The organism is Sphingopyxis sp., assembly GCF_050725615.1.
Classification (GTDB): Bacteria; Pseudomonadota; Alphaproteobacteria; order Sphingomonadales; family Sphingomonadaceae; genus Sphingopyxis.
This window is the reverse complement of the sequence record NZ_JBOHHU010000047.1, coordinates 1-22,512: the sequence shown is the minus strand read 5'-3', so window position 1 is coordinate 22,512 and position 22,512 is coordinate 1. Positions and strand designations below refer to the sequence as shown.

Annotated in this window: 23 protein-coding genes; 9 read left to right on the top strand and 14 right to left on the bottom strand. The window is 66.1% G+C overall.

Translation table 11 applies throughout. The features are described from left to right. Window positions 1–18 precede the first annotated feature (18 nt). Genes ACREB7_RS12300 through ACREB7_RS12285 form a run of 4 tightly spaced genes read right to left on the bottom strand, consistent with a single transcriptional unit; the run spans window position 19 to window position 3,556 of the window. Window positions 19–627, bottom strand: a complete 609-nt coding sequence (locus tag ACREB7_RS12300; protein WP_431592564.1) for an ABC-type transport auxiliary lipoprotein family protein — start codon at window positions 625–627, stop codon at window positions 19–21. A gap of 17 nt (window positions 628–644) precedes the next feature. Then, on the bottom strand, window positions 645–1,583 hold the full coding sequence (locus tag ACREB7_RS12295; protein ID WP_431592563.1) for an MlaD family protein: 939 nt from the start codon (window positions 1,581–1,583) through the stop codon (window positions 645–647). A 9-nt stretch (window positions 1,584–1,592) separates the two neighbouring features. Beyond that, a complete protein-coding gene (locus ACREB7_RS12290) occupies window positions 1,593–2,450 on the bottom strand; it encodes an ABC transporter ATP-binding protein (RefSeq protein WP_431592562.1) in 858 nt (285 codons plus the stop codon). Beyond that, the gene (locus ACREB7_RS12285) at window positions 2,450–3,556 is read right to left on the bottom strand and encodes an ABC transporter permease (protein ID WP_431592561.1); all 1,107 of its coding nucleotides are present in this window, start codon (window positions 3,554–3,556) and stop codon (window positions 2,450–2,452) included. The genes ACREB7_RS12290 and ACREB7_RS12285 overlap by 1 nt, the downstream gene beginning before the upstream one ends. Before the next feature lie 110 nt (window positions 3,557–3,666). Between ACREB7_RS12285 and ACREB7_RS12280 the strand changes: the two genes are divergently transcribed. Next, the gene (locus ACREB7_RS12280) at window positions 3,667–4,392 is read left to right on the top strand and encodes an HAD family hydrolase (RefSeq protein ID WP_431592560.1); all 726 of its coding nucleotides are present in this window, start codon (window positions 3,667–3,669) and stop codon (window positions 4,390–4,392) included. Between the two features lie 107 nt (window positions 4,393–4,499). On the opposite strand, the gene ACREB7_RS12275 is transcribed toward ACREB7_RS12280, so the two are convergent. From ACREB7_RS12275 to lgt, 6 genes are all read right to left on the bottom strand, one after another. Continuing rightward, window positions 4,500–5,825 (bottom strand): cystathionine gamma-synthase family protein, encoded by a 1,326-nt coding sequence (locus ACREB7_RS12275; RefSeq protein WP_431592559.1) that lies wholly within the window; start codon window positions 5,823–5,825, stop codon window positions 4,500–4,502. Between the two features lie 71 nt (window positions 5,826–5,896). Next, window positions 5,897–7,171 (bottom strand): MFS transporter, encoded by a 1,275-nt coding sequence (locus ACREB7_RS12270; protein WP_431592571.1) that lies wholly within the window; start codon window positions 7,169–7,171, stop codon window positions 5,897–5,899. A 27-nt stretch (window positions 7,172–7,198) separates the two neighbouring features. Further along, window positions 7,199–7,960: a peptidoglycan editing factor PgeF gene (pgeF, locus tag ACREB7_RS12265; protein ID WP_431592558.1), complete on the bottom strand. Its 762-nt coding sequence runs from the start codon at window positions 7,958–7,960 to the stop codon at window positions 7,199–7,201. Further along, a complete protein-coding gene (locus tag ACREB7_RS12260) occupies window positions 7,957–8,475 on the bottom strand; it encodes an N-acetyltransferase family protein (protein WP_431592557.1) in 519 nt (172 codons plus the stop codon). Before ACREB7_RS12260 ends, pgeF begins: the two co-directional genes overlap by 4 nt. Beyond that, entirely contained in the window at window positions 8,472–9,518 is a 1,047-nt protein-coding gene (locus ACREB7_RS12255) for a class I SAM-dependent methyltransferase (RefSeq protein WP_431592556.1), read from the bottom strand. The genes ACREB7_RS12260 and ACREB7_RS12255 overlap by 4 nt, the downstream gene beginning before the upstream one ends. Next, window positions 9,505–10,383, bottom strand: coding sequence for a prolipoprotein diacylglyceryl transferase (lgt, locus tag ACREB7_RS12250; protein ID WP_431592555.1), 879 nt, complete (start codon window positions 10,381–10,383; stop codon window positions 9,505–9,507). Before lgt ends, ACREB7_RS12255 begins: the two co-directional genes overlap by 14 nt. A 76-nt stretch (window positions 10,384–10,459) precedes the next feature. On the opposite strand from lgt, the gene ACREB7_RS12245 reads away from it, so the two are divergent. Genes ACREB7_RS12245 through ACREB7_RS12235 form a run of 3 tightly spaced genes read left to right on the top strand, consistent with a single transcriptional unit; the run spans window position 10,460 to window position 13,830 of the window. After that, on the top strand, window positions 10,460–12,166 hold the full coding sequence (locus tag ACREB7_RS12245) for a class I adenylate-forming enzyme family protein (RefSeq protein ID WP_431592554.1): 1,707 nt from the start codon (window positions 10,460–10,462) through the stop codon (window positions 12,164–12,166). Between the two features lie 30 nt (window positions 12,167–12,196). After that, window positions 12,197–13,054 carry a cytochrome b/b6 domain-containing protein gene (locus ACREB7_RS12240; protein WP_431592553.1) on the top strand — a complete coding sequence of 286 codons (858 nt, stop codon included), beginning with the start codon at window positions 12,197–12,199 and terminating at the stop codon, window positions 13,052–13,054. Further along, the gene (locus tag ACREB7_RS12235) at window positions 13,051–13,830 is read left to right on the top strand and encodes a molybdopterin-binding protein (RefSeq protein WP_431592552.1); all 780 of its coding nucleotides are present in this window, start codon (window positions 13,051–13,053) and stop codon (window positions 13,828–13,830) included. The genes ACREB7_RS12240 and ACREB7_RS12235 overlap by 4 nt, the downstream gene beginning before the upstream one ends. On the opposite strand, the gene ACREB7_RS12230 is transcribed toward ACREB7_RS12235, so the two are convergent. The 3 genes from ACREB7_RS12230 to ACREB7_RS12220 form a co-directional block, all read right to left on the bottom strand. Beyond that, on the bottom strand, window positions 13,827–14,258 hold the full coding sequence (locus ACREB7_RS12230; RefSeq protein WP_431592551.1) for a DUF1801 domain-containing protein: 432 nt from the start codon (window positions 14,256–14,258) through the stop codon (window positions 13,827–13,829). The genes ACREB7_RS12235 and ACREB7_RS12230 overlap by 4 nt on opposite strands. Window positions 14,259–14,269: 11 nt before the next feature. Beyond that, the gene (locus tag ACREB7_RS12225; protein ID WP_431592550.1) at window positions 14,270–15,616 is read right to left on the bottom strand and encodes an acyltransferase family protein; all 1,347 of its coding nucleotides are present in this window, start codon (window positions 15,614–15,616) and stop codon (window positions 14,270–14,272) included. Between the two features lie 81 nt (window positions 15,617–15,697). After that, complete coding sequence (locus tag ACREB7_RS12220; protein WP_431592549.1) at window positions 15,698–16,771, bottom strand: tetratricopeptide repeat protein; 1,074 nt, start codon at window positions 16,769–16,771, stop codon at window positions 15,698–15,700. A gap of 138 nt (window positions 16,772–16,909) precedes the next feature. Between ACREB7_RS12220 and ACREB7_RS12215 the strand changes: the two genes are divergently transcribed. The 4 genes from ACREB7_RS12215 to ACREB7_RS12200 all read left to right on the top strand — a co-directional run bounded on the left by ACREB7_RS12215 (window position 16,910) and on the right by ACREB7_RS12200 (window position 20,448). Next, a complete protein-coding gene (locus ACREB7_RS12215) occupies window positions 16,910–18,127 on the top strand; it encodes an argininosuccinate synthase (RefSeq protein ID WP_431592548.1) in 1,218 nt (405 codons plus the stop codon). A gap of 138 nt (window positions 18,128–18,265) precedes the next feature. Then, the gene (locus ACREB7_RS12210; RefSeq protein ID WP_431592547.1) at window positions 18,266–18,451 is read left to right on the top strand and encodes a hypothetical protein; all 186 of its coding nucleotides are present in this window, start codon (window positions 18,266–18,268) and stop codon (window positions 18,449–18,451) included. A 33-nt stretch (window positions 18,452–18,484) separates the two neighbouring features. Next, complete coding sequence (locus tag ACREB7_RS12205; RefSeq protein ID WP_431592546.1) at window positions 18,485–19,495, top strand: threonine aldolase family protein; 1,011 nt, start codon at window positions 18,485–18,487, stop codon at window positions 19,493–19,495. Then, window positions 19,492–20,448 carry a DMT family transporter gene (locus tag ACREB7_RS12200; RefSeq protein ID WP_431592545.1) on the top strand — a complete coding sequence of 319 codons (957 nt, stop codon included), beginning with the start codon at window positions 19,492–19,494 and terminating at the stop codon, window positions 20,446–20,448. Before ACREB7_RS12205 ends, ACREB7_RS12200 begins: the two co-directional genes overlap by 4 nt. Before the next feature lie 15 nt (window positions 20,449–20,463). Here ACREB7_RS12200 and ACREB7_RS12195 read toward each other — a convergent pair whose 3' ends face one another. Next, complete coding sequence (locus tag ACREB7_RS12195) at window positions 20,464–21,135, bottom strand: hypothetical protein (protein WP_431592544.1); 672 nt, start codon at window positions 21,133–21,135, stop codon at window positions 20,464–20,466. Between the two features lie 91 nt (window positions 21,136–21,226). On the opposite strand from ACREB7_RS12195, the gene ACREB7_RS12190 reads away from it, so the two are divergent. Next, the gene (locus tag ACREB7_RS12190) at window positions 21,227–22,492 is read left to right on the top strand and encodes an alpha/beta hydrolase family protein (protein WP_431592543.1); all 1,266 of its coding nucleotides are present in this window, start codon (window positions 21,227–21,229) and stop codon (window positions 22,490–22,492) included. Window positions 22,493–22,512: the final 20 nt, after the last annotated feature.

The following is a 22,512-nucleotide window of genomic DNA, read 5'->3' as shown; positions in this document are numbered from 1 at the left end:
AGGCGCGGCTGGGCGGCGTCAGCTGCCCAGCCAGGTCGCGATATCGACCGCGACCTTGTTCGCTGCGCGGGTCAGGGCTTCGCCGACCGGCTTGGCCTCGATCTTGCCGCCGATCGCCTCGCGCGCTTCGAAACGGCGCTGGGTGACGGTCTTGCCCGCCGACGACACCAGCATCGCCTGATAGACGACAACCGCCTCATTGGTGCGCGCGTCGACGCCGAATTCGACGAGCTGGCTCGCGAGCTGATCGCCCGGCGCGGTCAGATATTGCCCCTCGTCGAGCACCACGCGGCTGGTCCGCGCCGACACCGTGTCCGAAATCAGCCGCTGGAACAGCCGCTGCGGCGCCTCGACCCATTGGGCGTCCTTGACATAGGTGACGCTGGCATTGTCCTCCTGCACCGGGATGCGCGTCGTGCGCAGCTTCTGCGGCGCGGTGGGCACGAGGATCGTCAGCGTCGTCCCTTCGTTCGCGGTGCGGGCTTCGCCGGCGACGGGCGCCGCGTCGGCATCGAGGGTGAGCAGGAAAGGCGGCACCTTGCCGCCTAGGCTGAAGCAGGCCGAGAGCGACACGGCCGCAAAAGCGAGCAGCAGCGGGGTACGGGCGCGGCGGACGAGGCTGGGCATGACGGGTGTCTTCCTCATTATTTATGGTCGGGCAGCTTGCTGCCGCTGATGACGGCGCCCGCGCCTTGCTGGTCGAGCTTGTCGGTGAGGCTGGAGAGCGAGGCCGAGGTGCGGCGCAGGTCGCGGATCAGCGCATTGGCTTCGGGGATCGTCGTTTCGCTGAAGGTCTTGAGGCCGGGGCGGGCATCGGCGATCGCGCCTTCGAGCGTCTTCATCGACGTGTTGGCGGATTTCAGCGTATCGGCGAGATTCTTCATCGCGGGGTCGACATTGCGGTCGATCGTCCCCTGCGCCGAGGCGGCGAGGTTGCCGATCTGTTCGGCGGCGACCCCGGTCTGCTGGATTGCGATGCGCGTATCGGCGAGCGCCTTTTCGATCGCGGGGCCGTTGCGCGCGAGGATCGCGGTCGACTGTTCGACATTTTCGAGGATGCCGGCAAAACTGTCCTGATTCTTGTCGTCGGCCAGTTCGGCGAGGCGCTCGGTCAAGGTCGACAGGCGCTGGAGCAGTTGCGGCGCGGTGTTGAGCAGTTCGCCGAGACCGCCGACGCGCACCGGAATGGTCGGCTTGCCGTCGGGTCCCTTGTCGGTGATCGGCGGTGCGCCCTTGACCCCGCCGGCGAGCGAGATTTGCGACACGCCGGTGAAGCCCACGCCTTCGAGCGCGGCGGTCGTGCCCTGCACGATCGGCACGCCTTCATTCACTTCGATGCGGACGCGGACGAATTGCGGGTCGTTGGGGAGCAGCGCGATCCGGGTGACCTGACCGACCGGAACGCCCGAATATTGGACCTGCGCGCCCTTGTTCAGCCCGTCGACCGACTGTTTGAAATAAATGTCATATTCGCGCTTGTCGCCGCCGCTGTCGTTGGCGAGCCAGACGACGAAAAAGGCGAGCGCCGCCGTGAAGAGGAGGACGAAGGCGCCGACGAGGACGTTGTTCGAGCGTGTTTCCATCTGACGTTCCTATCGCCGCTGCGCGGTTTGGTTGCATCCCGCCGCAGCCCGGCCGCGCGGTCCGTTGAAATATTCCTGTATCCACGGATGCTCGGTGGCAAGCAGTTCCGGGATGGTGCCGATCGCGATCACCTTCTTTTCGGCGAGCACGGCGACGCGGTCGCAGGTGGCGTAGAGCGTGTCGAGGTCGTGGGTGATCAGGAAGACGGTGAGCCCCATGGTGTCGGCGAGGCCGCGCAACAATTCGTCGAACTTGGCGGCGCCGATCGGGTCGAGCCCGGCGGTCGGCTCATCAAGGAAGAGCAGCGCGGGGTCGAGCGCGAGCGCGCGCGCGAGGCCGGCGCGCTTGACCATGCCGCCCGACAGTTCGGCGGGATATTTGGGGCCGGCGTCGGGGGGCAGGCCGACCATCGCCACTTTATAAGCGGCGATCTCGTCGAGCAATTTCTGGTCGAGGCGCGGATAATATTCGCGCAGGGGGACCTGGATATTTTCGGCGACGCTCAGCGTCGAGAACAGCGCCCCGCCCTGGAACATCACGCCCCAGCGGCGGCGCAGGTCGCGCGATTCCTCTTCGTCGGCGATGGTGTCGAGCGACTTGCCATAGACTTCGATCTCACCCGCGTCGGGGGTCTGCAGCCCGATGATCGAGCGCATCAGCACCGACTTGCCGGTGCCCGACCCGCCGACGACGCCGAGGATTTCGCCCGACCGGACGTCGAGGTCGAGATGGTCGTGGATCACCGCGTCGCCGAATTTGTTGACGAGGCCGCGCACGCAGATCGCGCGGTCGAACTGTTCGGGGCGCACCGCGTCGGCGGCGGCGAGCTCCTCCCGGACCTGCTGCTGCTCGCTCTCTTCGGCCATCAATTCCATCCGATCGACGAAAAGAAGACCGCGAAAAAGGCGTCGAGCACGATGACGAGGAAGATCGCCGCGACCACGGCGGAGGTGGTGCGCTGCCCGACCTCCTCGGCATTCTGGCGCACCTGCATGCCCTCGTAACAGCCGGTGACGCCGATCAGCACCCCGAACACCGGCGCCTTGATCAGCATCGCCCAGAAATCGGTCATCGGGATGATATCGCGGAGCAGCTGAATGTAAGTGAGCGGCGGAATTTCGAGCCCGATCCAGCAGAACACCCCGCCGCCGATGATCGCGCAGATGCTCGCATAGAAGCCGAGCAGCGGCATCAATATCGTCGCGGCGGCGACGCGCGGCAGCACGATAGCCTCCATCGGCGAGACGCCGATCGTGCGCATTGCGTCGATTTCCTCGGTCAGCTTCATCGTGCCAATCTGCGCCGCAAAGGCGCTGCCCGAGCGGCCGGCGACCATGATCGCGGTCATCAACAGGCCGAGCTCGCGGATCGAGGCGCGACCGACGAGGTTGATCGTGAACACCTCCAGCCCGAATTGCCGGAGCTGCACCGCGCCCTGCTGCGCGATGACGATGCCGATCAGGAAGGTCATCAGGCCGATGATGGGGAGCGCGTCGACGCCGACCGTCTGGAACCGCGTGACGATCGCGTTCCAGCGCAGGCGGCGGCGTGCGCGGATCTGGGTGCCGAGCGCCATGATCATCGCGCCGAGGAAACCGATGATGCCGAGCAGTTCGTGCCACACCGCCATGCTGGCGACGCCAAGCTGTTCGAGCATCCGGATCAGCGGCGCGCGGCGGTCGCGGTGGACGCGATATTCGCTCTTGTCGCTGGCGAGCGCGTCGAGCAGCCGCTGCGCCTCCGGACTGGCGCCGGTGACCCTGGCGCCATGTTCGTTGACGGTGCGGGTGACGATCCACGCCCCCACCGTGTCGATGCGTTCGAGGGCCGAGAGATCGAGCGAGGCGATCGGTCCCAACGCGTCGAGCCGGGCGGGCACGTCACCGAGCCGCGCGAGCGTCAAACGCCCGGTGAAGCGGACCTGGGCGCCATCGGCACCCTCGCTCTGTTCGAAATCCGCCCTGGCCACCATCGCCGACGACTTTGTATTATTTGGCGAATAACGGCAAGCCATTCCACCGATCGGCTCGTCGCGATCGCGCGGCCTTGGCCCTGGCGCCGCCGCGCGCTAAAGCACTGCCCATGGATGATAATATCGTCGTTCCCGAACCATCGCCGGCCCACCGGATTGCGATGTACGACATGGATCGCACGATCACGCGCGCGGGGACCTACAGCGGTTTCCTGATGCATGTGGTGCGGCGGCGACAGCAATGGCGGATGCTGCTGACCCCGTTGGTGGGGCTGGCAGGGGTCGCTTATGCGCTGCGCCTGATCGACCGGTCGCGGTTGAAGGCGATCAATTTGCGGCTGCTGGTCGGGCCGCGCTTCCGCCGCGACGAGATTGCGCCGCTCGCCGAAAGCTATGCCGATCAGGTGATCGCGCGGGGTCTGCATGCCGCAGCGCTGGCGCAGTTGGAGGCCGACCGCGCCGCCGGATATCGCGTGCTGCTCGCGACCGCCTCTTTCCACCTCTACGTCGACGCGATCGCGAAACGGCTGGGGATCGACGATGTGCTCGCGACCCGGCTCGACGAGCCCGATGGCGCCGACCATGTCCATGCGCGGCTGTCGGGCGACAATTGTTATGGCGAGGCGAAGTTCGCGCGCATCTCCGACTGGATGGCGGCGAACGCGATCATCCGCGACGCCGCGCATATCCGCGCTTATTCGGACCATGTATCCGACCATCCGATGCTGCACTTCGCCGACGAGGCGGTGGCGACGACGCCGTCGCGCAAGCTGAAGAAGCTTGCGCCCCGGATGGGGTGGTCGGTGGTCGATTGGCGGGCGCGGAAAGGGCGGTAATTCTCCCCTCCCGTTTACGGGAGGGGTCGGGGGAGGGCGTGTCTATTCAAGGCTGCCCTGACCGACAGGCCCTCCCCTAGCCCCTCCCGCAAGCGGGAGGGGGACTCTTAAACCGCGTCTAGTGCCTGCGCGAAATCGGCGATCAAATCGTCGGCGTCCTCGATGCCGATCGACACGCGCACCAGATTGTCGGTGATGCCGAGCGCCTTCTTGCGTTCGTCCGGCACCGACAGATGCGTCATCGCGGCGGGGTGGCTGGCGAGCGTCTCGGTGCCGCCGAGGCTGACCGCGAGCTTGGCGATCTTGAGCGCGTCGAGGAAGCGGAAGCTCTCCTCCTCGCCGCCCTTGATGAAGAGCGAGAAGGTCGATCCGGCGCCGGTGCAATGGCGGTCGAAAATGTCCTTCTGCGACCCTTCGGGCAGGAAGCCGAGATAGCCGAGTCCGTCGACCTTGGGATGATCGCGCAGGAAGGCGCAGACCTTTTCGGCATTTTCGCCGGCGCGGCTCATGCGCAATTCGATCGTCTCGAGGCTGCGCAGCAGCATCCACGCGGTGTTGGGGTCGCAGATCGTGCCGATGGTGTTGCGCATCATGCGGATCGGGCCGAGCCAATGCTTCGAGCCGACGATGCCGCCCGCGACGAGGTCGCTGTGGCCGCCGGCATATTTGGTCAGGCTGTACAGCGTGATGTCGGCGCCATGCGCGAGCGGTTTCGACCACAGGGGCCCAAGGAAGGTGTTGTCGATCGCGATCGGCGGGCGCGCGCCTTCGGCGAAGGCGGCGTCGGTCGCGGCACGCATCGCCTGGACGTCGACGAGCGCGTTGGTCGGGTTCGCCGGGCTTTCGAGATAAACCATCGCGACCTTGCCGCCCTGCGCCTCGGCCATCTCCTTGGCGCGGATCAGGATCGCGTCCATCTCGGCGCGCGAGGCTTCGGCGGGGAAATCGACGTACTTCGCACCGAAGCGCGACAGGATGCGGCCGATCAGCGTTTCGGTCGCGGCGTAGAGCGGACCCGAATGGACGATGACGTCGTTCATGCTGACGTGCGCGAGGAGCAGGGTCGCGATCGCCGACATGCCGCTGGAAAAGACGAGCGCATCCTCGGCCTTTTCCCAGACGCCGAGGCGCGCCTCGAGGATTTCCTGGTTCGGGCCGTTGAAGCGCGAATAGACGAGGCCGTCGGCGCCGCCGGGGCGCTTGCCGGTGATCCCCTCGAAATGGCGCTTGCCTGCGGCGGCGCTTTCGAAGGCGAAGGTCGAGGTCAGGAAGACCGGCGGCTTCAGCGAGCCTTCGGAGAGCATCGGGTCGAAGCCATAGCCCATCATCAGCGTCGAGGGCTGCAGCTCGCGGTCGCCGATCCGGGTGACGTCCTTCTTGGGCGCGCGGCGCGGCGTGGTGCCGGTGAGGTCGGCGTTGTCGATGGGGGGCATAAAGACTCCTGCGCAATATAGTTTCAAATGCCACTAACGCGCTTTTGACCGCCGGTCACCCGGCGATTGCGTCAATCCTCGACGATCAGGCTGCGTTCCTTCGTTTCGGGGAGCATCAGCGTCGCGACCCCCGCCGCCGCGATGACGAAGGCGACGTAGAAATAGAAGATCCACTCAACCCCAGCGCCCTTCAGGCCGAGCGCGACCATTTCGAGCGTGCCCGCGAACATCGCATTGCCGATGGCATAGGGCAGGGCGACGCCGAGGCCCCGGATATGCGCGGGGAACAGCTCGGCCTTCACCAGCGCATTGTTCGCGCTGTAGCCGCTTTGCAGCGTCAGCGGGACCATGATGAGCAAGGTCGCGACGATCGGCGAGGTCACGGTCTCGAGCGTCAGGAAGGTCGGCACGGCGGCGATCGCGCCGCCGATACCGAAGAGCAGTAGCATCGGCTTGCGTCCGAATTTATCGGCGAGCGCCCCGAACACCGGCTGCATCGCGGTGAACCAGAGCAGGGCGGCGGCAATGATATAGGTCGCGGTCGCCTTGTCGAAACCCACGGTGTTGAACAGATATTTCTGCATATAGCTGGTGTAGGTGTAAGCGCCGAGCCCGCCGCCCGCCGAGAGGATGCCGACGAGGATCGACTCGCGGCGATGCTCTTTCCACAGCAGCTTCGCGGTCGAGGCGGGGCGGTCGACCGCCTGATTCTGGAACGACGGCGTTTCGGCAAGGTTGCGGCGCAGGATATAGACGCCGAGCGCGAGCAGCGCGCCGATGACGAAGGGAATGCGCCAGCCCCAGGCGGTGAGCTGCTCCTCGGTCAAAAAGCCCTGCAGCACCACCGCGACGAAGATCGCGCAGAGCTGGCCGCCGATCAGCGTCATATATTGGAAACTCGCCCAGAAACCGCGATTTTTCTTGGGCGCCATTTCGGAGAGATAGGTGGCGCTGGCGCCATATTCGCCGCCGAGCGACAGCCCCTGCAACATGCGCGCGACGAGCAAGGTCGCGGGGCCGAGCAGTCCGGCGACCGCATAGGTGGGGGCGACGGCGATCAGCAGCGAGCCGCTGAACATCAAGGCGACGGAGAGCGACAGCCCCGCCTTGCGCCCGCGCGTGTCGGCGAAGCGCCCCATCACCCAAGCGCCGATCGGGCGCATGATGAAACCAACCGCGAAGATCGCGGCGGTGCTTAAAAGCTGCGCGGTCGGATCGGCCTTGGGGAAGAAGACGGGGGCGAAATAAATGGCGAAGGAGGCGTAGGCGAACCAGTCATACCATTCGACGAGATTGCCGAGCGACCCGCCGACGATCGAAACCAGCCGTTTGCGCGGTATCGCCAAGGCCTGCACGCTCTTCTCCCCTTTTGGTTACGCCAGTCCGATCACCGATAGTTGGCGGCCATAGCTGTTTTCGGCTTTGTGGCAGGCGCGGCGATAGCTGAAATATTCGTCCGCCTCGGCATAAGTGTCCTGCCCCCCGATGGCAATTCGCGTGACCCCCGCCGCCGCCAGCCGGGCGGCGACATAGGCGGCGATGTCGAACATCGCATGACCCGGTTTGCCCGCCGCGAAGAAGCGTTCGTTAACAGGATCGTCGCCGAGGAAGCGCGCGACGAAGCTCTCGTCGACTTCATAGGAGGCGCGGCCGATGCACGGGCCGATCGCAACCGCGATGTCGGCGCGCGCGGCGCCGAGGCTTTCCATCGCGGTCAGCGTCGCGTCGGTCACTCCGGCGATCGCGCCCTTCCAGCCGGCATGGGCGGCCCCGACGACCCCGGCCTCGCGGTCGGCGAACAGCACGGGCACGCAATCGGCGGTGAGAATAGCGAGCAATATTCCGGGCGTGCGGGTGGCGAGCGCATCGGCCTCGGGCCGCGTGTCGAGGTCGGTCGTGTCATCGACGATGACGCAGCGATCGCCATGGACCTGATAGAGGCTGGTGAGCGCAGCGCCGGGCCGGATCGTCTCGGCGACGCGGCGGCGATTCTCGGCGATCAGGGCCGGGTCGTCGCCCGAGCCGAGGCCGCAGTTGAGCGAGGCGAGGTCGCCGGTCGAGACGCCGCCGCGACGGCCGAAAAAGCCATGGGGCACGCCTGCGAGCGCGTCGGACCGGACGAAGGGCGGGCTCACAGGTCGAGCCGGAAAAAGCGGTCTTCGTCGACATGGTTGCCGACCCGGAACTCGTTGCGGCCAACGTCGTAGAAGCCATAGCGGCGATACACCGCCTGCGCGCGCGGATTGTCGGTGAAGACGGTGAGGTAGAGCGTCGATGCCCGCTCGCGCGCCCATGCGATGCCCCAATCCATCAGCGCGCCGGCGACGCCGCTGCCCTTGGCGGCCTCGGCGAGGTAGATCTGGTGGAGTTCGACCGCATCGTCGGTGGGCTGCTCGGGGGGCAGGTCGAATTCGAGCGGGCCCATCTTGGCGTAGCCGATGATGTCGCCGTTCTCACCCCGGACGAGCATGATCGCCCAGTCGGGGTCGGCGATCTGCGCGCGCAGCTTCTCTGGCGGATTCCACGTCGAGAGGAAGAACGCCAGGTCGGCGGGGTCATAAATATGGCCGAAGGTCGCGGTGAAGGCGGCATTGGAAAAATCCGACAGCGCGTTGGCATCGGCGAGGGTCGCGGGGGTCAGGGCAGTCATGCGGCAAATCCTGCAGGGGTTGGCCAGGTGGGGGCGTGTGCGGCGAGGGCCTGGAACAATTCGCCCATCTCGCCCGCTTCGACGAGGCGGTGGCGCTGGCCTTCGAGTTGTTCGGCGCGGTCGGGCGCGGCGGCGATCAGCGACTGCAGCCGCGCGTCGATGCCGAGGCGCTGGAGCCACAGGCCCTGGCCAACGGGCCCGACGATTTGCAATCCGGCGTCGCGCGCCGCCTTGGCCAGCGCGGTGAAATCGACATGCGCGGTCAGGTCGACCTCGCCGGCGCGCTCGAACGGATCGGCGTAGCGATGCTGCGATACCGCCTGCAGCGTGTCGCCGGCCACGGGGCCGCGATAGCCATAGTCGATCGCCAGCAGCGCACCGCCCGTGCGCGCGATGCGCAGCGCGCAGCCCTGCATGACGGCGGTCGAGGCGGGGCTGGTTTCGACGACCGCGCCGACGGGCTGGCTGCGCAGCAGTGGCGGCACGTCGCTGTCGACCGGAACGTCGCCGTGCCGCGTCACCAGCCGCGCGCCTTCGCGCGCGACCAGGCGTTCGCGCCAGCCCTCGGGCGTCGCGACCAGTTGGCGGATCGGGAGGGCGTCGAAAAATTCATTGGCGACGACGATCAGCGCCGCGTCGCCGGGCAGGCTGTCGATCGCGTCATGGTGCGCGGCGTCGGGCACGCGCGTCAACTGCGCCGTACGCAGCGCCGGGCTGGTTTCGATCAGCTCGATGCCGACAGGATCGCAGCCGAAGCGCCGCATCGCGCGCAGCGCATCGGCGGCCAGCGTGCCGCGGCCGGGGCCGAGTTCGACATAGCGAAAGGCGGGCCGTCCGGCGCGGTCCCACAGGTCGGCGCACCACAGGCCGACCAGTTCGCCGAACATCTGGCTGATCTCGGGCGCGGTGGTGAAATCGCCCGCCGGGCCGAGCGGGTCGCGGGTCGCGTAATAATGCGTGTTCGCCGCCGCCATATAGTCGGCGATGCTGACCGCGCCGTTCGTCCAGAGATGGGGCAGCGGATTTCCGTCAGGCAACGGCATCGGGTCCCGCAACCGGTTCGACGCGCTGGCGGCGGCCCTTGGCGGTGAAGACGAGCCAGAGGCCGATCAGGATCATCGGCACGGTCAGCCATTGGCCCATCGACAGGCCGGTGGCCTCGACGACGTTCATGCGCTGGATGTCGGGCTCGCGGAAATATTCGACGACGAAGCGGCTGACGCCATAGATGATCGACGCCATGCCGACGAGCAAGCCGGGCTTGTAGCGCGCCTGGGTGCGCCAGAAGAGCCAGGAGAGGACCGCCATCATCAGCAGCCCTTCGAGGCCGGCTTCGTAAAGCTGGCTCGGGTGGCGGGGATCGGGGCCGCCTTCGGGAAAGATGATCGCCCAGGGCACGGTGGTGACCCGCCCCCACAGCTCGCCGTTGACGAAATTGGCGATGCGACCGAGGAACAGGCCGAAGGGAATGACGCAGGCGATATAGTCGCAGAAGCGCAGGAAACTGAGCTTTTCCTTGCGCGTCACATACCAGATCGCGATCAGCACGCCGATGACGCCGCCATGGAGCGACATGCCGCCGTCCCATAGTTTGAAGATCGTCACCGGCTTGGCGATATAGGATTCGAGATTGTAGAAAAGCACATAGCCGAGCCGGCCGCCGAGGATGATGCCGAGCATCGCATAGAAGATCATGTCGTCGGCATGGCGGCGCGCCATCGGGGCGCCCGGCTGATCGATGAGCTTGAGCAGATACCAGTAACCGAGAAAGATGCCGGCGAGATAGGCGAGCGCATACCAGCGGATCGGCCAGCCGAAGACGCTGAACGCGATTTCGCTGTTTTCTCCCATCAGGTCGTGGAAGTTCACATATTGCGTTGCTTCGGCTAAGGTTGCAAAAAGAAACATATAGTCTCGGGCCCTTCCCCAGGTGAGGCCTCCCCATAAGGGGTTAGGCGAGCGAGACCAAGAGGAGAGATACACGATGCCATCCGCGCTCGATTTGCGCCTGGAAGCCGCCTATAATCTGATCACGGGCCCGGGCGGTCCGATCCAGGTCGGAACGGTCGAACGCTTTGGCCGCGAACTTCCCTTCATCACCAACGCGCCGACGAATCTTGCCGACTATGTTGCTTTTTTTGCTGCGCAGCATGGCGATGCCACCTTCCTCGTCGAGGGCGACGAACGGCTGAGCTTCAAACAGGTCTATGTGGCGGCGCGGCAGGTCGCGGCGGGGCTGATCGAGGGGCATGGCGTCCGGCGCGGCGACCGCGTCGGCATCGCGATGCGCAATGCCAATGCCTGGTGCGTCTCCTATATCGGCGTGCTGCTCGCGGGCGGCTGCGCGACCCTGCTCAACGGCTGGTGGCAGGGCGGCGAACTCGCCGCCGCGATCGCCGACAGCGAAACCGATCTGGTCATCGCCGACGTCCAGCGCGCGGCGCGGCTCGAGGAGGTCGAGCATGGCGCGAAGGTCATCACGCTCGACCTGTCGAAGCCGATCGACGAGGCGATCGCGCCGATCACCAGCGCGGGCGGCAGCGGCGAAACGGTGTTGCCGGTGCTGACCGGGCAGGATCTGGCGACGATCCTCTTCACCTCGGGATCGACCGGCCAGTCGAAGGGCGCCTATTCGCGCCACGAAGCGGTGTGCCAAGCGATCTTCAACTATGTGACGCAGACCGCGAGCATCGTGCACCTGCTGACCCAGGACGGGCTGATGTCGGATATCCAGCCGGCGACGCTGATCTGCACGCCTTTGTTCCACGTCACCGCCGAGATCCCGGTGTTCCTGCAAAGCTTCGCGCTGGGGCGCAAACTCGTGCTGATGCCCAAGTGGAACGCCGATGAGGCGATGCGGCTGATCCAGGACGAGCAATGCAATTATTTCGTCGGCGTGCCGCTGATGAGCTATGAGATCCTGACCAGCCCGAACCGCAAGAATTACGATCTGTCGACGTGCAAGAGCTACGCCGGCGGCGGCGCGCCGCGCCCGCCCGAACATGTGAAGCGATTGTCCGAAGAGATGGGCGATGCCAAGCCGTTGCTGGGTTACGGGCTGACCGAAACCAACGCGGTGGGTTGCGGCATCATCAACGAAAATTACCTCGCCAAGCCGATGTCGACGGGGCCGGCGTCGAAGCCGCTCGTCGATCTCGCGATCCTCGACGACAATGGCGCGGAACTGCCGCAGGGCGGCATCGGCGAAGTGTGCATGCGCTCGGTCGCCAATTTCGAGGGCTATTGGAACAATGAGGCCGCGACCAAGGCGGCCTTTTTCGACAATGGCTATTTCCGCTCGGGCGACCTCGGCTATGTCGACGAGGACGGCTATTTGTTCATCGTCGACCGCAAGAAGGACATCATCATCCGCGGCGGCGAGAATATCAGCTGTCAGGAGGTCGAGGCGGCGATCTATGAGCATCCCGACGTCAATGAATGCGCGGTCTTCGGCCTGCCCGACGAGCGGCTGGGCGAAGTCGTCGGCGCGGTGATCTGGGTGAAACCGGGGAGCACGATCGACGACGGCGCGATGTGTTCTTTCCTGAGCGCGCGGCTGGCGCCGTACAAGGTTCCGTACAAGATCTGGATGTCGAATGCGGCGCTGCCCAAGCTCGGCAGCGAAAAGATCGACAAGGTCAGTTTGCGCAACCAATATCGCGCCCAGTTCGCGACGGAGGTTGCGGCGTAACCAGAGGACGCGATGGAGCGAAGGGGAGATATGGCCGAGTCCGAAACTCCCGTCGCTCCCCCGGACGCGGCGCCGCAGACGCCCGCGCCGGTGCGCGTCTATCGCCACCGGCTGCCGACGCGCCTCTGGCATTGGGTCAATGCGGCCACGCTGCTCATCCTCTTGATGAGCGGGCTGATGATCTTCAACGCCCACCCGCGTCTCTATTGGGGGCAATATGGCGCCAACCCCGACCATGCCTGGTTCGCGGTCGGCGCGACGCCGACCACCGGCTTCGTGCGGATCGGCGAGACGCGGATCGAGACCACCGGGGTGCTCGGGCGCTGGACCGATGCCAAGGGCGTCGAACAGACCTGGGCCTTTCCGGGCTGGGCGACGATCCCGACGAGCTACAGCCTCGCCGACGGGCGGCGCTGGCACCTGTTTTTTGCCTGGATACTCGCGGTCGGGCTGACGCTCTACATGCTGTGGACCGCGTTCGGCGGGCATTTGCGCCGCGACCTGCATGTCCGGCGATCCGAATGGTCGCCGCGCCATATCTGGCAGGATATCAAGGATCATGCGCGGCTGCGCTTCCCGAAGGGTGCGGCGGCGGGGCGCTATAATATCCTGCAAAAGCTGAGTTATATCGGGGTGATCTTCATCCTGCTGCCGCTGATGATCTTCACCGGGCTGACGATGTCGCCGGGCATGGACGCAGCCTGGCCATGGCTGCTCGATGTCTTCGGCGGGCGGCAGTCGGCGCGCTCGATCCATTTCATCGCGGCCTGGCTGCTCGTCGCCTTCTTCCTCGTCCATATCGCGATGGTGCTGCTCGCCGGACCGGTGAACGAGATACGCTCGATGGTGACCGGCTGGTTCCGCCTGCCGCCGGAGAAGGGCGAATGAGCGGGATCATCCTGCCCCGCCGCCAGTTGATCGCCCGCGCCGGCGGGCTGGTCGCGGCGGCCGGCGCGCTGCCGTTGCTCGCCGGGTGTGATGCGATCAACGAGGCGCCGCTGACGCGCAAGATATTGTCGATGGGCGAGGAGATGAACCGCGCCAGCCAGCGCGCGCTCACCGACCGCGACGCGCTGGCGCGCGAATTTACCCGCGCCGACCTGTCGCCGGTGTTCCGTTCGAACGGCACCAAGCTGCCCCCGGGCTCGGCCTATGCCGGGCACGCCGCAAGCGGCTTTGCCGACTGGCGCGTCAAGGTGACGGGGCTGGTGGCCAAACCACTGTCGCTGTCGATGGCGGATATCCGCGCCATGCCGCAGCGGACGCAGATCACGCGCCATGACTGCGTCGAGGGGTGGAGCGCGATCGGCGAATGGACCGGGGTGCCGCTCGGCCGCATTCTTGCCGCAGCGCAGCTTAAGGACAGTGCGCGCTTCATCGTCTTCCGTTGCGCCGACCGCATCGGCGATGCGGACTATTATGAAAGCTGCGACCTGATCGACGCGCTGCATCCGCAGACGATCCTCGCCTGGGCACTCAACCGCGAGCTGCTGCCGATCGCCAATGGCGCGCCGCTGCGGCTGCGGATCGAGCGGCAGCTCGGCTACAAGCATGCCAAATATCTGACCGGGATCGAAGCGATCGCCAGCCTCGACGGCATCGGCGCGGGCAAGGGCGGCTATTGGGAAGACCGCATCGATTATGAATGGTATGCGGGGATCTAGGCGGGATATTTTTCGTTCATCTGATCCCAGGTCAGCGCGACGAGCTGTTCGAGCACCGCCAGATCGATGTCGGCGAGCTTGTTGATATAGAGGCAGACCTTGCTCGTCTTGTGCTTGCCGAGCGCGGCGAAAAGCGCGTCGGCCTCGGCCTGGCGGTCGCCATAATCTTCCATCAGATAGACGGTGATCGCCGCCTTGCGCGGGCTGAACCCGGCGCGGGCCATGGTGCCCGAATGGCCGCTGTCGTAACGATAGTCGTAACTGCCATAACCGATGATCGACGGCCCCCACATTTTCGGCTCCAGCCCGGTGACGCGGCGATGGATCGCGTCGATGACCGGCGCCTCTTCGCGGCGGCGCGCCTCGGGAAGCGAGGCGATATAGTCGGCGACGGTGACGTCGGTCGCCTTGGTCTTGGTCTCCGCCATCTCGTCTCTCCTCAGGCTTCGGCGCGGCGCGTCAGCAGGTGCGCGGCGGGGCCGAAACCGACCAGCGCGGCGCCGAGGAAGGGCAAAGCCACGACCCAGAGCCGGACCCCGGTGACACCGAGCGGGCTCGCGATGCTGATCGCCGCGGTCATCGCGAGCCCGATGCAGATCATCAGCATGCCGAGGATCAGCCGGACGTGGGTGACGTCGCCCTCGGCCGCCTTGCCGCCGCTTTCATGGCGCGCGAAGAGCAGGATGAAGGGGAAGAGCAAGGCGATATAGAGCGCGAACCAGATCGGACGCGCCAGCCACCATGCGGTGCTGCCCGGCTGGACGTGCAGGCCGACGCCGCCGAGCAGCCAGGCGGCGATCATCACCAGCACAAAGGCGGTGAGGTGCCAGAGATAGACGGTCATAATCATGCCGTTGATCAGGACGACGGCGGTCCATGTCGTGATGCTATCGAGCATCCGGCGCGCGGGTTTTTCGAGCGCGAGCGCGAGCCCGGTCTGCGCGATGCCGAGCGCGAGCAGCGCGAGGGTCGGTGGCATCGAATTGCTGAGCTCCGAACCCGGCACGCCGATCATCGCGATGGGATAGGGGCCGAGGCCGACGAGCAGGCCGAGCGCGACAAGGCCGACGGCGGCCCAGAGCAAAGGCGCGGCGAGCCGCCCGTCGTGCCAGGCATAGCCGAGCTGGTGGATCGCGACCCACACGAAGACGAAGTTGAAGAAATTGACATAGGGGATGCCAAAAGTCAGCGTCGCCACGTCGACGGCGATCGCTGCGGCGACGAGCGCGAAGAAGGAGGCGAATCCGAAGCGCTGCCACGCCGCGTGACTCCACGGGGTCAGCGCGGTGACGATCAGATAGACGGCGAGGAACCAGACCGGGACGAGCGCGAGCTGCGCCGCCATCTTCACCACCGCACGGTCGATGCCGGCCTGCGTGCCGAACAGGGTGACGAGCGCCCAGATGAGCAGCAAAGGCAGCACGGGGTTGATCAGGCGGCGGATGCGCGCCGCGAACCAGGCGGTGAAATGCCCGCCCTTGCGCTGCGTGGCGGCCCACGACAGGCCGTTGGAAAAGCCGCCGACGAGGAAGAAGAGCGGCATGACCTGAAAACCCCAGGTCAGCCACTGCGTCCAGGGCAATATGCCCAGCAAATGCCCGCCTTCGACCGCGCCGTCCTTCATATAGGGCGCGGCGACGAGCCAGTGGCCGACGACGACCGCGAGGATCGAGAAGGCGCGCAGGAAATCGACATAGCGATTACGCTCCGGCGGCGCCGCCTCGGCCATGGCGCGGGCGCGCGACCAGAGCGTTTGGCGGGTCCTGGGCTGTGCCGTGTTGTCCATATTTCTCCCCTCGCCGGATAAGTGGACGAAAAGGGATGATAAAGCGTTAGCCGCGATCCGCAACGTCGAGCCGCGCGGCCATCACCCGTCGCAGTCGTTCCAATAATCCTTGTTCGTCGTGCAGCTTTGCAGCCCCGAATAATGGTTCACCAGGCACACCGTCTTCATCGGGCACGCCTTGAAGACGCGGGGCCTATATTCGGGCGGCGCCTTGGCCTTGGTGAAGGTGCCGACGACCTGCGCGCGGAGCGGGATCAGCTGGTTTCGGATCGTCTCGTCGCCGCGCGCAATGCCCTCGTCCATCCAGTAGAGGATTTCATCCTCATGCTTCAACGCGTCCTTCATCTGGAGCAGCGAGGAGGCGGCCATGATCGCGCCATAGGGTTCGCCCTGGTCGGTGACCGAGCGCGACAGGCGATAGGCGAGGTTGAAATCCTTCTTGGTGCCATTGCCGCTGTTGATCATATCGACCGCCATGATCACCGCGTAGAAATGCCCGCGCTCGGCGGCGGATTTGAACGCGGCGAAGGCTTTCTTCGGGTCCTTTTTGGTACCGATACCCTCCAGATAATAAAGTCCGGTGCGATAGATGGCGTCGATATGGCCCGCCGCCGCCGACTGGCTGAGCAGCGCGAAGGCCTTGGCATGGTCCTTGGTCCCGCCGATGATCCCGGCCGCGTAGAGCGTGCCGACCGAATAGAGCGCGACCGGGTCGCCGAGATCGGCCGCCTGCTGGATCAGCGCGAGCCCCTCCTGCGGGGTGCCGCCGGCGACGCTGCCGTTGATCCAGGCGTGGCCGATCTCGCTGAGCGCGGCGGGGTCCTTCTGTTTCTGGGCATAGGCGAGCGCGGCGTCGCGGCCTTCGGTCGTACGGATCGTCCAGTTGCCGCCGCGCGCGGTCATTTCGGGCAGCGGTGCGGGGCAGGGGGTGCCGGCGTTGGCGCCCGCCTCATAGCTTTGCGCCCAGGTCAGCGCTGCCGCCGACGGGCTGGTGCCGGCCTTCTTCTCGCTGACCAGCCGGTCATAGGCGTTATGGCAATCGACATTCTGATTATATTCGCGGGTCGGGTCGGGCATCGACCCGCCGCCGCCGGCGGTCGACGAGGCTGTGGCGAGCATCAGCGTGGATGCCGCCATCGCTAGAAAAATGCGCATGGAATGTTCCTCCAGGCGCGACCCCGCGATCATATTGCCGCACGTCGGGCGCGATGAAAAGATGGAATGTGCGGCGTTGCGCGCGAGGGTCGAGGCTGTTACGCGCCGCCGCGTCTTTTTCCGCGAAAGTTGTGCCCCATGTCCGAATCCTTCAAGCGCGTCGTCCTCGCCTATTCGGGAGGCCTCGACACCAGCGTCATCCTGAAATGGCTGCAGGTGACCTATGGCTGCGAAGTGGTGACCTTCACCGCCGACCTCGGGCAGGGCGACGAGCTGGAGCCGGCGCGCGCCAAGGCCGAGCTGATGGGGATCAAGCCCGAGCATATCTATATCGACGACGTCCGCGAGGAATTCGTGCGCGATTTCGTCTTCCCGATGATGCGCGCCAATGCGCGCTACGAAGGCGACTATCTGCTCGGCACGTCGATCGCGCGCCCGCTGATCTCGAAGCGTCTCGTCGAGATCGCCAAGGAAACCGGCGCCGACGCGGTCGCGCATGGCGCGACGGGCAAGGGCAACGACCAGGTTCGTTTCGAGCTGTCGGCCTATGCGCTCAATCCCGACATCAAGGTGATCGCGCCCTGGCGCGAATGGGACCTGACCAGCCGCACCGCGCTGATCGAGTTCGCCGAAAAGCACCAGATTCCCGTGCCCAAGGACAAGCGCGGCGAAAGCCCCTTTTCGACCGACGCCAACCTCCTCCACACCTCGTCGGAGGGCAAGGTGCTCGAAAATCCGTGGGATGAGACCCCCGACTATGTCTATTCGCGCACGGTCAATCCCGAGGACGCGCCCGACACCCCCGAATATATTACCGTGGATTTCGAGCGCGGCGACGGCGTCGCGCTGAACGGCGAGGCGATGTCGCCCGCGACCTTGCTCGCCGCGCTCAACGACCTCGGCCGCAAGCATGGCATCGGCCGCCTCGACCTCGTCGAGAACCGCTTCGTCGGCATGAAGTCGCGCGGCATGTACGAGACCCCGGGCGGCGAAATCTATGCCCGCGCGCATCGCGGGATCGAGAGCATCACGCTCGACCGCGGCGCGGCGCACCTCAAGGACGAGCTGATGCCGAAATATGCCGAGCTCATCTACAACGGCTTCTGGTTCGCGCCCGAGCGCGAGATGCTGCAGGCGGCGATCGACCATAGCCAGGAGAAGGTCAGCGGCACGGTCCGGCTGAAGCTCTACAAGGGCAATGCCAGCGTCGTCGGCCGCAAGTCGCCGAACAGCCTGTACAGCGAACGCCATGTGACCTTTGAGGATGATGCCGGCGCCTATGACCAGAAGGACGCGGCGGGGTTCATCAAATTGAACGCGCTGCGCCTGAAATTGCTGGCCAAGCGCGACCGCTGAGGCGCGGTCCGGCGCGATCGGGGCAGGGATCGGCGCGGATCGGTCGACGCACCCTGTCGTCGATGATAGTCCCTACTCCAGGCAAGCGAACGACGGGCCATCGGGATGAGGCTGCCGCCAACCAAGGGGGTAGCGCGCGTGCAAGAGTGGAACGCCGACGACGATGTGTCCGAACGCGACGAGTGGGAATGGCGCTATGTCCTGTTCCCGCGCTTCGCGCTCAACGTCAATCGCACCGGGATGCGAACGCGCTTCATCTGGCCGGGACGCTATCTGGTGCGCTGGTCGCGAACCTATAAACGATACGTCTACCGCCGCCGCTAGCGCGCCGCGTTTCGCTGCGCTAAGGCGCGGCGCATGACCGCGACCCGCTTTTTCTCCGACAATGCCGCGACCGTCCATCCGCAGGTGATGGAAGCGCTGGCGGCCGCCAACCATGTCGACACCGCCTATGACGGCGACGCGCTCAGCCAGTCGCTCGACGCGGCCTTTTCGGACCTGTTCGAAACCGACTGCGAGGTCGTGTGGATCCCGACCGGGACCGCCGCGAACAGCATCATCCTCGCGCATTTCGTGCGGCCCTGGCAGGGCATCCTCTGCTATGAGGAAGCGCATATCGAGGTCGACGAATGCGGCGCACCGACCTTTTATTCGGGCGGCGCCAAGCTGATGACGCTGCCCGGACCGGGAGCGAAGATCGACGCCGACGCGCTGCGTGAGCGTATCCGCAGCATCCGCAGCGACGTCCACCAGGTGCAGCCGGCGGCGATCAGCATCACCAATGCGACCGAATATGGCCTTGCCTGGCGCCCCGACGAGGTCGGCGAGATCAGCGAGATCGCCAGGGACAAGGGGTTGAAGCTGCATATGGACGGCGCACGCTTCGCCAATGCCGTGGCCTTTGCGGGCTGCGCGCCCGCCGATGTGACCTGGCGCGCCGGGGTCGATGCGTTGTCGTTCGGTTTTACCAAAAATGGCGCGATGATGGCCGAGGCCTTGGTCTTCTTCGGCGGCAGCGGCGGCGCGGGGGTGCGCGAACTCAAGAAGCGTGGCGGGCATCTGCTCAGCAAGGGGCGCTTCGTTGCGGCGCAGATTCGCGCGATGCTGAAGGATGATCTGTGGCTCGCCAACGCTCGCGCCGCCAATGCGGGCGCGGCGGCGCTGGCGGCGGCGTGCGGATCGCGGCTGATGTATCCGGTCGAGGCGAACGAGCTGTTCGTGCGGATCGGCGCCGAGGATGCCGCCGAACTGCGCGCGCAGGGCTTCGACTTTTACGACTGGGGTGAAGGCGCGGCGCGGCTGGTGGTCAGCTGGGACCAGGATGCCGACGCGGTCGCCCCGCTCGCGGCGGCGATCGCGGCTTTGTGAGTGCGGCGCCCGGCCTGCTGACGCCGCGCGTCCTGCTGCCCTTTGCGCTCGTCACGCTGATCTGGGGATCGACGTGGATCGTCATCACCGGTCAGCTCGGCGTCGTGCCGCCGAGCTGGTCGGTCGCCTATCGCTTCTTCACCGGCGCGGCGGCGATGTTCGCTTATGCGGCCTGGCGGCGCGAGCGGCTGACGCTGTCGGGGGCGGGCTGGGGTTTCGCGGCGCTGCTGGGCCTCGCGCAATTCGCGTTCAACTTCAACTTCGTCTATCGCGCCGAACAGCATATCACCTCGGGGCTGGTCGCGGTGCTCTTCGCGCTGCTGATCGTTCCCAACACCCTGCTCGGCCGCCTGTTCCTCAAGACGAAGGTCGAGCCGCGCTTCCTGCTCGGGGCGGGGATCGCGATCGTCGGGGTCGGGCTGATGATCCTCCACGAATATCGCGTCGCCGCCATCGGCGCGGGCGAAGTGCTGATCGGCACCGTGCTGACGCTGTGCGGGGTGATGAGCGCGTCGGCGTCGAACGTCATGCAGGGAACGACGATCGCGCGCGCGCAGTCGATGGTCGTGATGATCGCCTGGGCGATGCTGTTCGGCGCGCTCGGCGACGCGAGCTTCGCGTGGCTCACCACCGGTCCGCCGGTGATCGAGGCGACCCCCGCCTATATCGGCGGCGTGCTGTATCTGGGCGTGATCGCGAGCGCGGTGACCTTTCCGCTCTATTTCAACATTATCCGCGCGGTCGGCCCGGGACAGGCGGCGTGGTCGAGCGTGCTGATCCCGATCATCGCCATGGGTTTTTCGACGCTATTCGAGGGCTATCGCTGGGCGCCGCTGTCGATCGCGGGCGGCGCGGTGGCGCTGGTCGGGCTGGTGATCGCGGTGGCGAAACGACCCGAAAAGCCATCGGTCAGCGGCGGGACGGTGTCGGTGCCCTGCGACCAGGACGGCTGATCGGACCCGGGACGTTCAGGACCGCGCCCCCTCGACCATATGGTCCGCGACGCTGTACGAATGGCTCGCCTGATAGGCGTTCCGGCCGCGGTTCATATGCGTCAGGTTGAACGCCCGGATTCCCCGCACCGCGTGCGCATCCGTCAGAAAGGCGCGGATCGAGGCGGCGCTGCGGACCCGGATCCCCAACATATCGGCGCCGTTCGGAAAGAAGCAACGGACATCCTCGGGGCCCGCGACGCATCGCTCGAGCAGCGGCCGATCGACCTGTTCGGCGTCGCACGACCCGTCGGTGGTGAAATTCGACAGATGGACGATGAACCGCGCCTTCAGATCGTCGCCGTCGGCATAGAGGGTGAACAGCTCCATCCAGCTCGCATTGACGCGCACGAGCGGCTTGTCCGAGGTCGAGGGCAGGCACGATACCGACCAATAATGGCGCTCGGTCAGGCGCGGCACCGGGATGCAGGCGGCGGCGTATTGGCCGAGGATGGCGAGCAGTTCCTCCGCCTGCGGGCGGCGCAGCAATTTTTCGAAGCGCGCCGCATATCGGAAGCGTTGCTCGATCGATTCGGTTCGCTCGTCGGCGTCGGGCGGGCGATCGTCGCCTTCCAGCCAGGCGCGTTGCTGCTCGGGATCGAGAAACTGGCGCAGCCCCTTGGCGGCGCGGTGCGATGCACGGGTCATGCCGCGACCATGCGCGCCCCGCCGTCGATCGGCAATGTTCCTTGGTCGAAGGCGGTTCGGATTTCGCACTCGCTGCTCTAAAGGCAAGATGATGAAAAATATCGCCTTCGCTTTCGCCGTCGCGCTCGCCGCCATCGCCTCGCCCGCCGCCGCGCAGCCCACCTGCGCGCCGGGCACCTATGCCGCCGCCGACGGCGATTTTGTCGTGCTCGCGCTGGTGCCGAGCATCCCGGCGCCGGGGCTGCGCTATCTGTTCCGCGACGGGCGCCGCGGCGCGACGAGCGAGGCGGCTGCGCCATTGGCGTGCCGCGACGGCGTGGTTGAGGTGCAGGGTGTGCGCTGGAACAGGATCGCCTTCCGCGAGACCCCGGCAAGCTTCGACAGCGTCGGCACCAAGATGACCGGCCTGCTGATCGAGCCGCCGGGCAGCGATGCCCGACGGCCGCTGGTCGTGATGGTGCATGGTTCCGAACGCAGTTCGCCGATCGGCGGTGTCTATGGCTATGCGATGGCGGCGCAGGGGATTTCGGTGTTCGTCTATGACAAGCGCGGCACCGGCGGGTCCGAGGGCGAATATACGCAGAATTTCGAATTGCTCGCCGCCGATGCGGCGAAGGCGTTGGACACGGCGCGCGGGCTGGCGGCGGGGCGCTATGGCCGCGCGGGTTTCTTTGGCGGCAGCCAGGGTGGCTGGGTCGCGCCGCTCGCCGCGACGCGGACCAGGGCGGATTTTGTCGCGGTCGGCTTTGGCCTTGTCGCCTCGCCGATCGAGGAGGATCGCGAGCAGATGGTGTCCGAGGTTCGCGCTGCGGGTCTGGGCAAGGATGCCGAAGCCTTGGTCAGCCGCTTGTCGAAGGCGACCGGGCAACTGCTATTGTCGAATTTCAAGGACGGATATGACGCGCTGGGTTCGGTGCGGAGCGAGATGGCGGGCCAGCCCTGGGCGGCGAAGATCGAGGGCGAATATAGCGGCGCGATGGCGCGGATGACCGACGACGAGTTGCACCGGGTCGGGCGTGCGCGCTTCGACAATCTGGAGCTGATCTGGGACTATGACGCGGTCGCAGCGCTGCGGAAGCTTGAGACGCCGTTGCTGTGGGTGTTGGCCGGCGAGGATCGCGAGGCGCCGATCGAAACGACGCGGGCGGCGCTGATGGGGCTCAAGGCGGCGGGCAAGCCGGTCGACGTCTATCTCTTCCCGAACACCGATCATGGCATGTTCGAGTTCACGACGGCCGCCGACGGTGAACGGAGCGTGACGCGGATCACCGACGGCTATCTGAAATTGCTTGGCGACTGGGTGAAGGGCGATGTGCGCGGACCCTATGGGCGCGCGGAGCATCTGACGGCGCGATAAGAGGAACCGTAGCCCTGAGC

Coding starts and splice junctions, on each gene's coding strand:
- ACREB7_RS12300 (WP_431592564.1), bottom strand. CDS start 627: ATGCCCAGCCTCGTCCGCCGCGCCCGTACCCCGCTGCTGCTCGCTTTT.
- ACREB7_RS12295 (WP_431592563.1), bottom strand. CDS start 1,583: ATGGAAACACGCTCGAACAACGTCCTCGTCGGCGCCTTCGTCCTCCTC.
- ACREB7_RS12290 (WP_431592562.1), bottom strand. CDS start 2,450: ATGGCCGAAGAGAGCGAGCAGCAGCAGGTCCGGGAGGAGCTCGCCGCC.
- ACREB7_RS12285 (WP_431592561.1), bottom strand. CDS start 3,556: ATGGTGGCCAGGGCGGATTTCGAACAGAGCGAGGGTGCCGATGGCGCC.
- ACREB7_RS12280 (WP_431592560.1), top strand. CDS start 3,667: ATGGATGATAATATCGTCGTTCCCGAACCATCGCCGGCCCACCGGATT.
- ACREB7_RS12275 (WP_431592559.1), bottom strand. CDS start 5,825: ATGCCCCCCATCGACAACGCCGACCTCACCGGCACCACGCCGCGCCGC.
- ACREB7_RS12260 (WP_431592557.1), bottom strand. CDS start 8,475: ATGACTGCCCTGACCCCCGCGACCCTCGCCGATGCCAACGCGCTGTCG.
- ACREB7_RS12255 (WP_431592556.1), bottom strand. CDS start 9,518: ATGCCGTTGCCTGACGGAAATCCGCTGCCCCATCTCTGGACGAACGGC.
- lgt (WP_431592555.1), bottom strand. CDS start 10,383: ATGTTTCTTTTTGCAACCTTAGCCGAAGCAACGCAATATGTGAACTTC.
- ACREB7_RS12245 (WP_431592554.1), top strand. CDS start 10,460: ATGCCATCCGCGCTCGATTTGCGCCTGGAAGCCGCCTATAATCTGATC.
- ACREB7_RS12240 (WP_431592553.1), top strand. CDS start 12,197: ATGGCCGAGTCCGAAACTCCCGTCGCTCCCCCGGACGCGGCGCCGCAG.
- ACREB7_RS12235 (WP_431592552.1), top strand. CDS start 13,051: ATGAGCGGGATCATCCTGCCCCGCCGCCAGTTGATCGCCCGCGCCGGC.
- ACREB7_RS12230 (WP_431592551.1), bottom strand. CDS start 14,258: ATGGCGGAGACCAAGACCAAGGCGACCGACGTCACCGTCGCCGACTAT.
- ACREB7_RS12225 (WP_431592550.1), bottom strand. CDS start 15,616: ATGGACAACACGGCACAGCCCAGGACCCGCCAAACGCTCTGGTCGCGC.
- ACREB7_RS12220 (WP_431592549.1), bottom strand. CDS start 16,771: ATGCGCATTTTTCTAGCGATGGCGGCATCCACGCTGATGCTCGCCACA.
- ACREB7_RS12215 (WP_431592548.1), top strand. CDS start 16,910: ATGTCCGAATCCTTCAAGCGCGTCGTCCTCGCCTATTCGGGAGGCCTC.
- ACREB7_RS12205 (WP_431592546.1), top strand. CDS start 18,485: ATGACCGCGACCCGCTTTTTCTCCGACAATGCCGCGACCGTCCATCCG.
- ACREB7_RS12195 (WP_431592544.1), bottom strand. CDS start 21,135: ATGACCCGTGCATCGCACCGCGCCGCCAAGGGGCTGCGCCAGTTTCTC.
- ACREB7_RS12190 (WP_431592543.1), top strand. CDS start 21,227: ATGAAAAATATCGCCTTCGCTTTCGCCGTCGCGCTCGCCGCCATCGCC.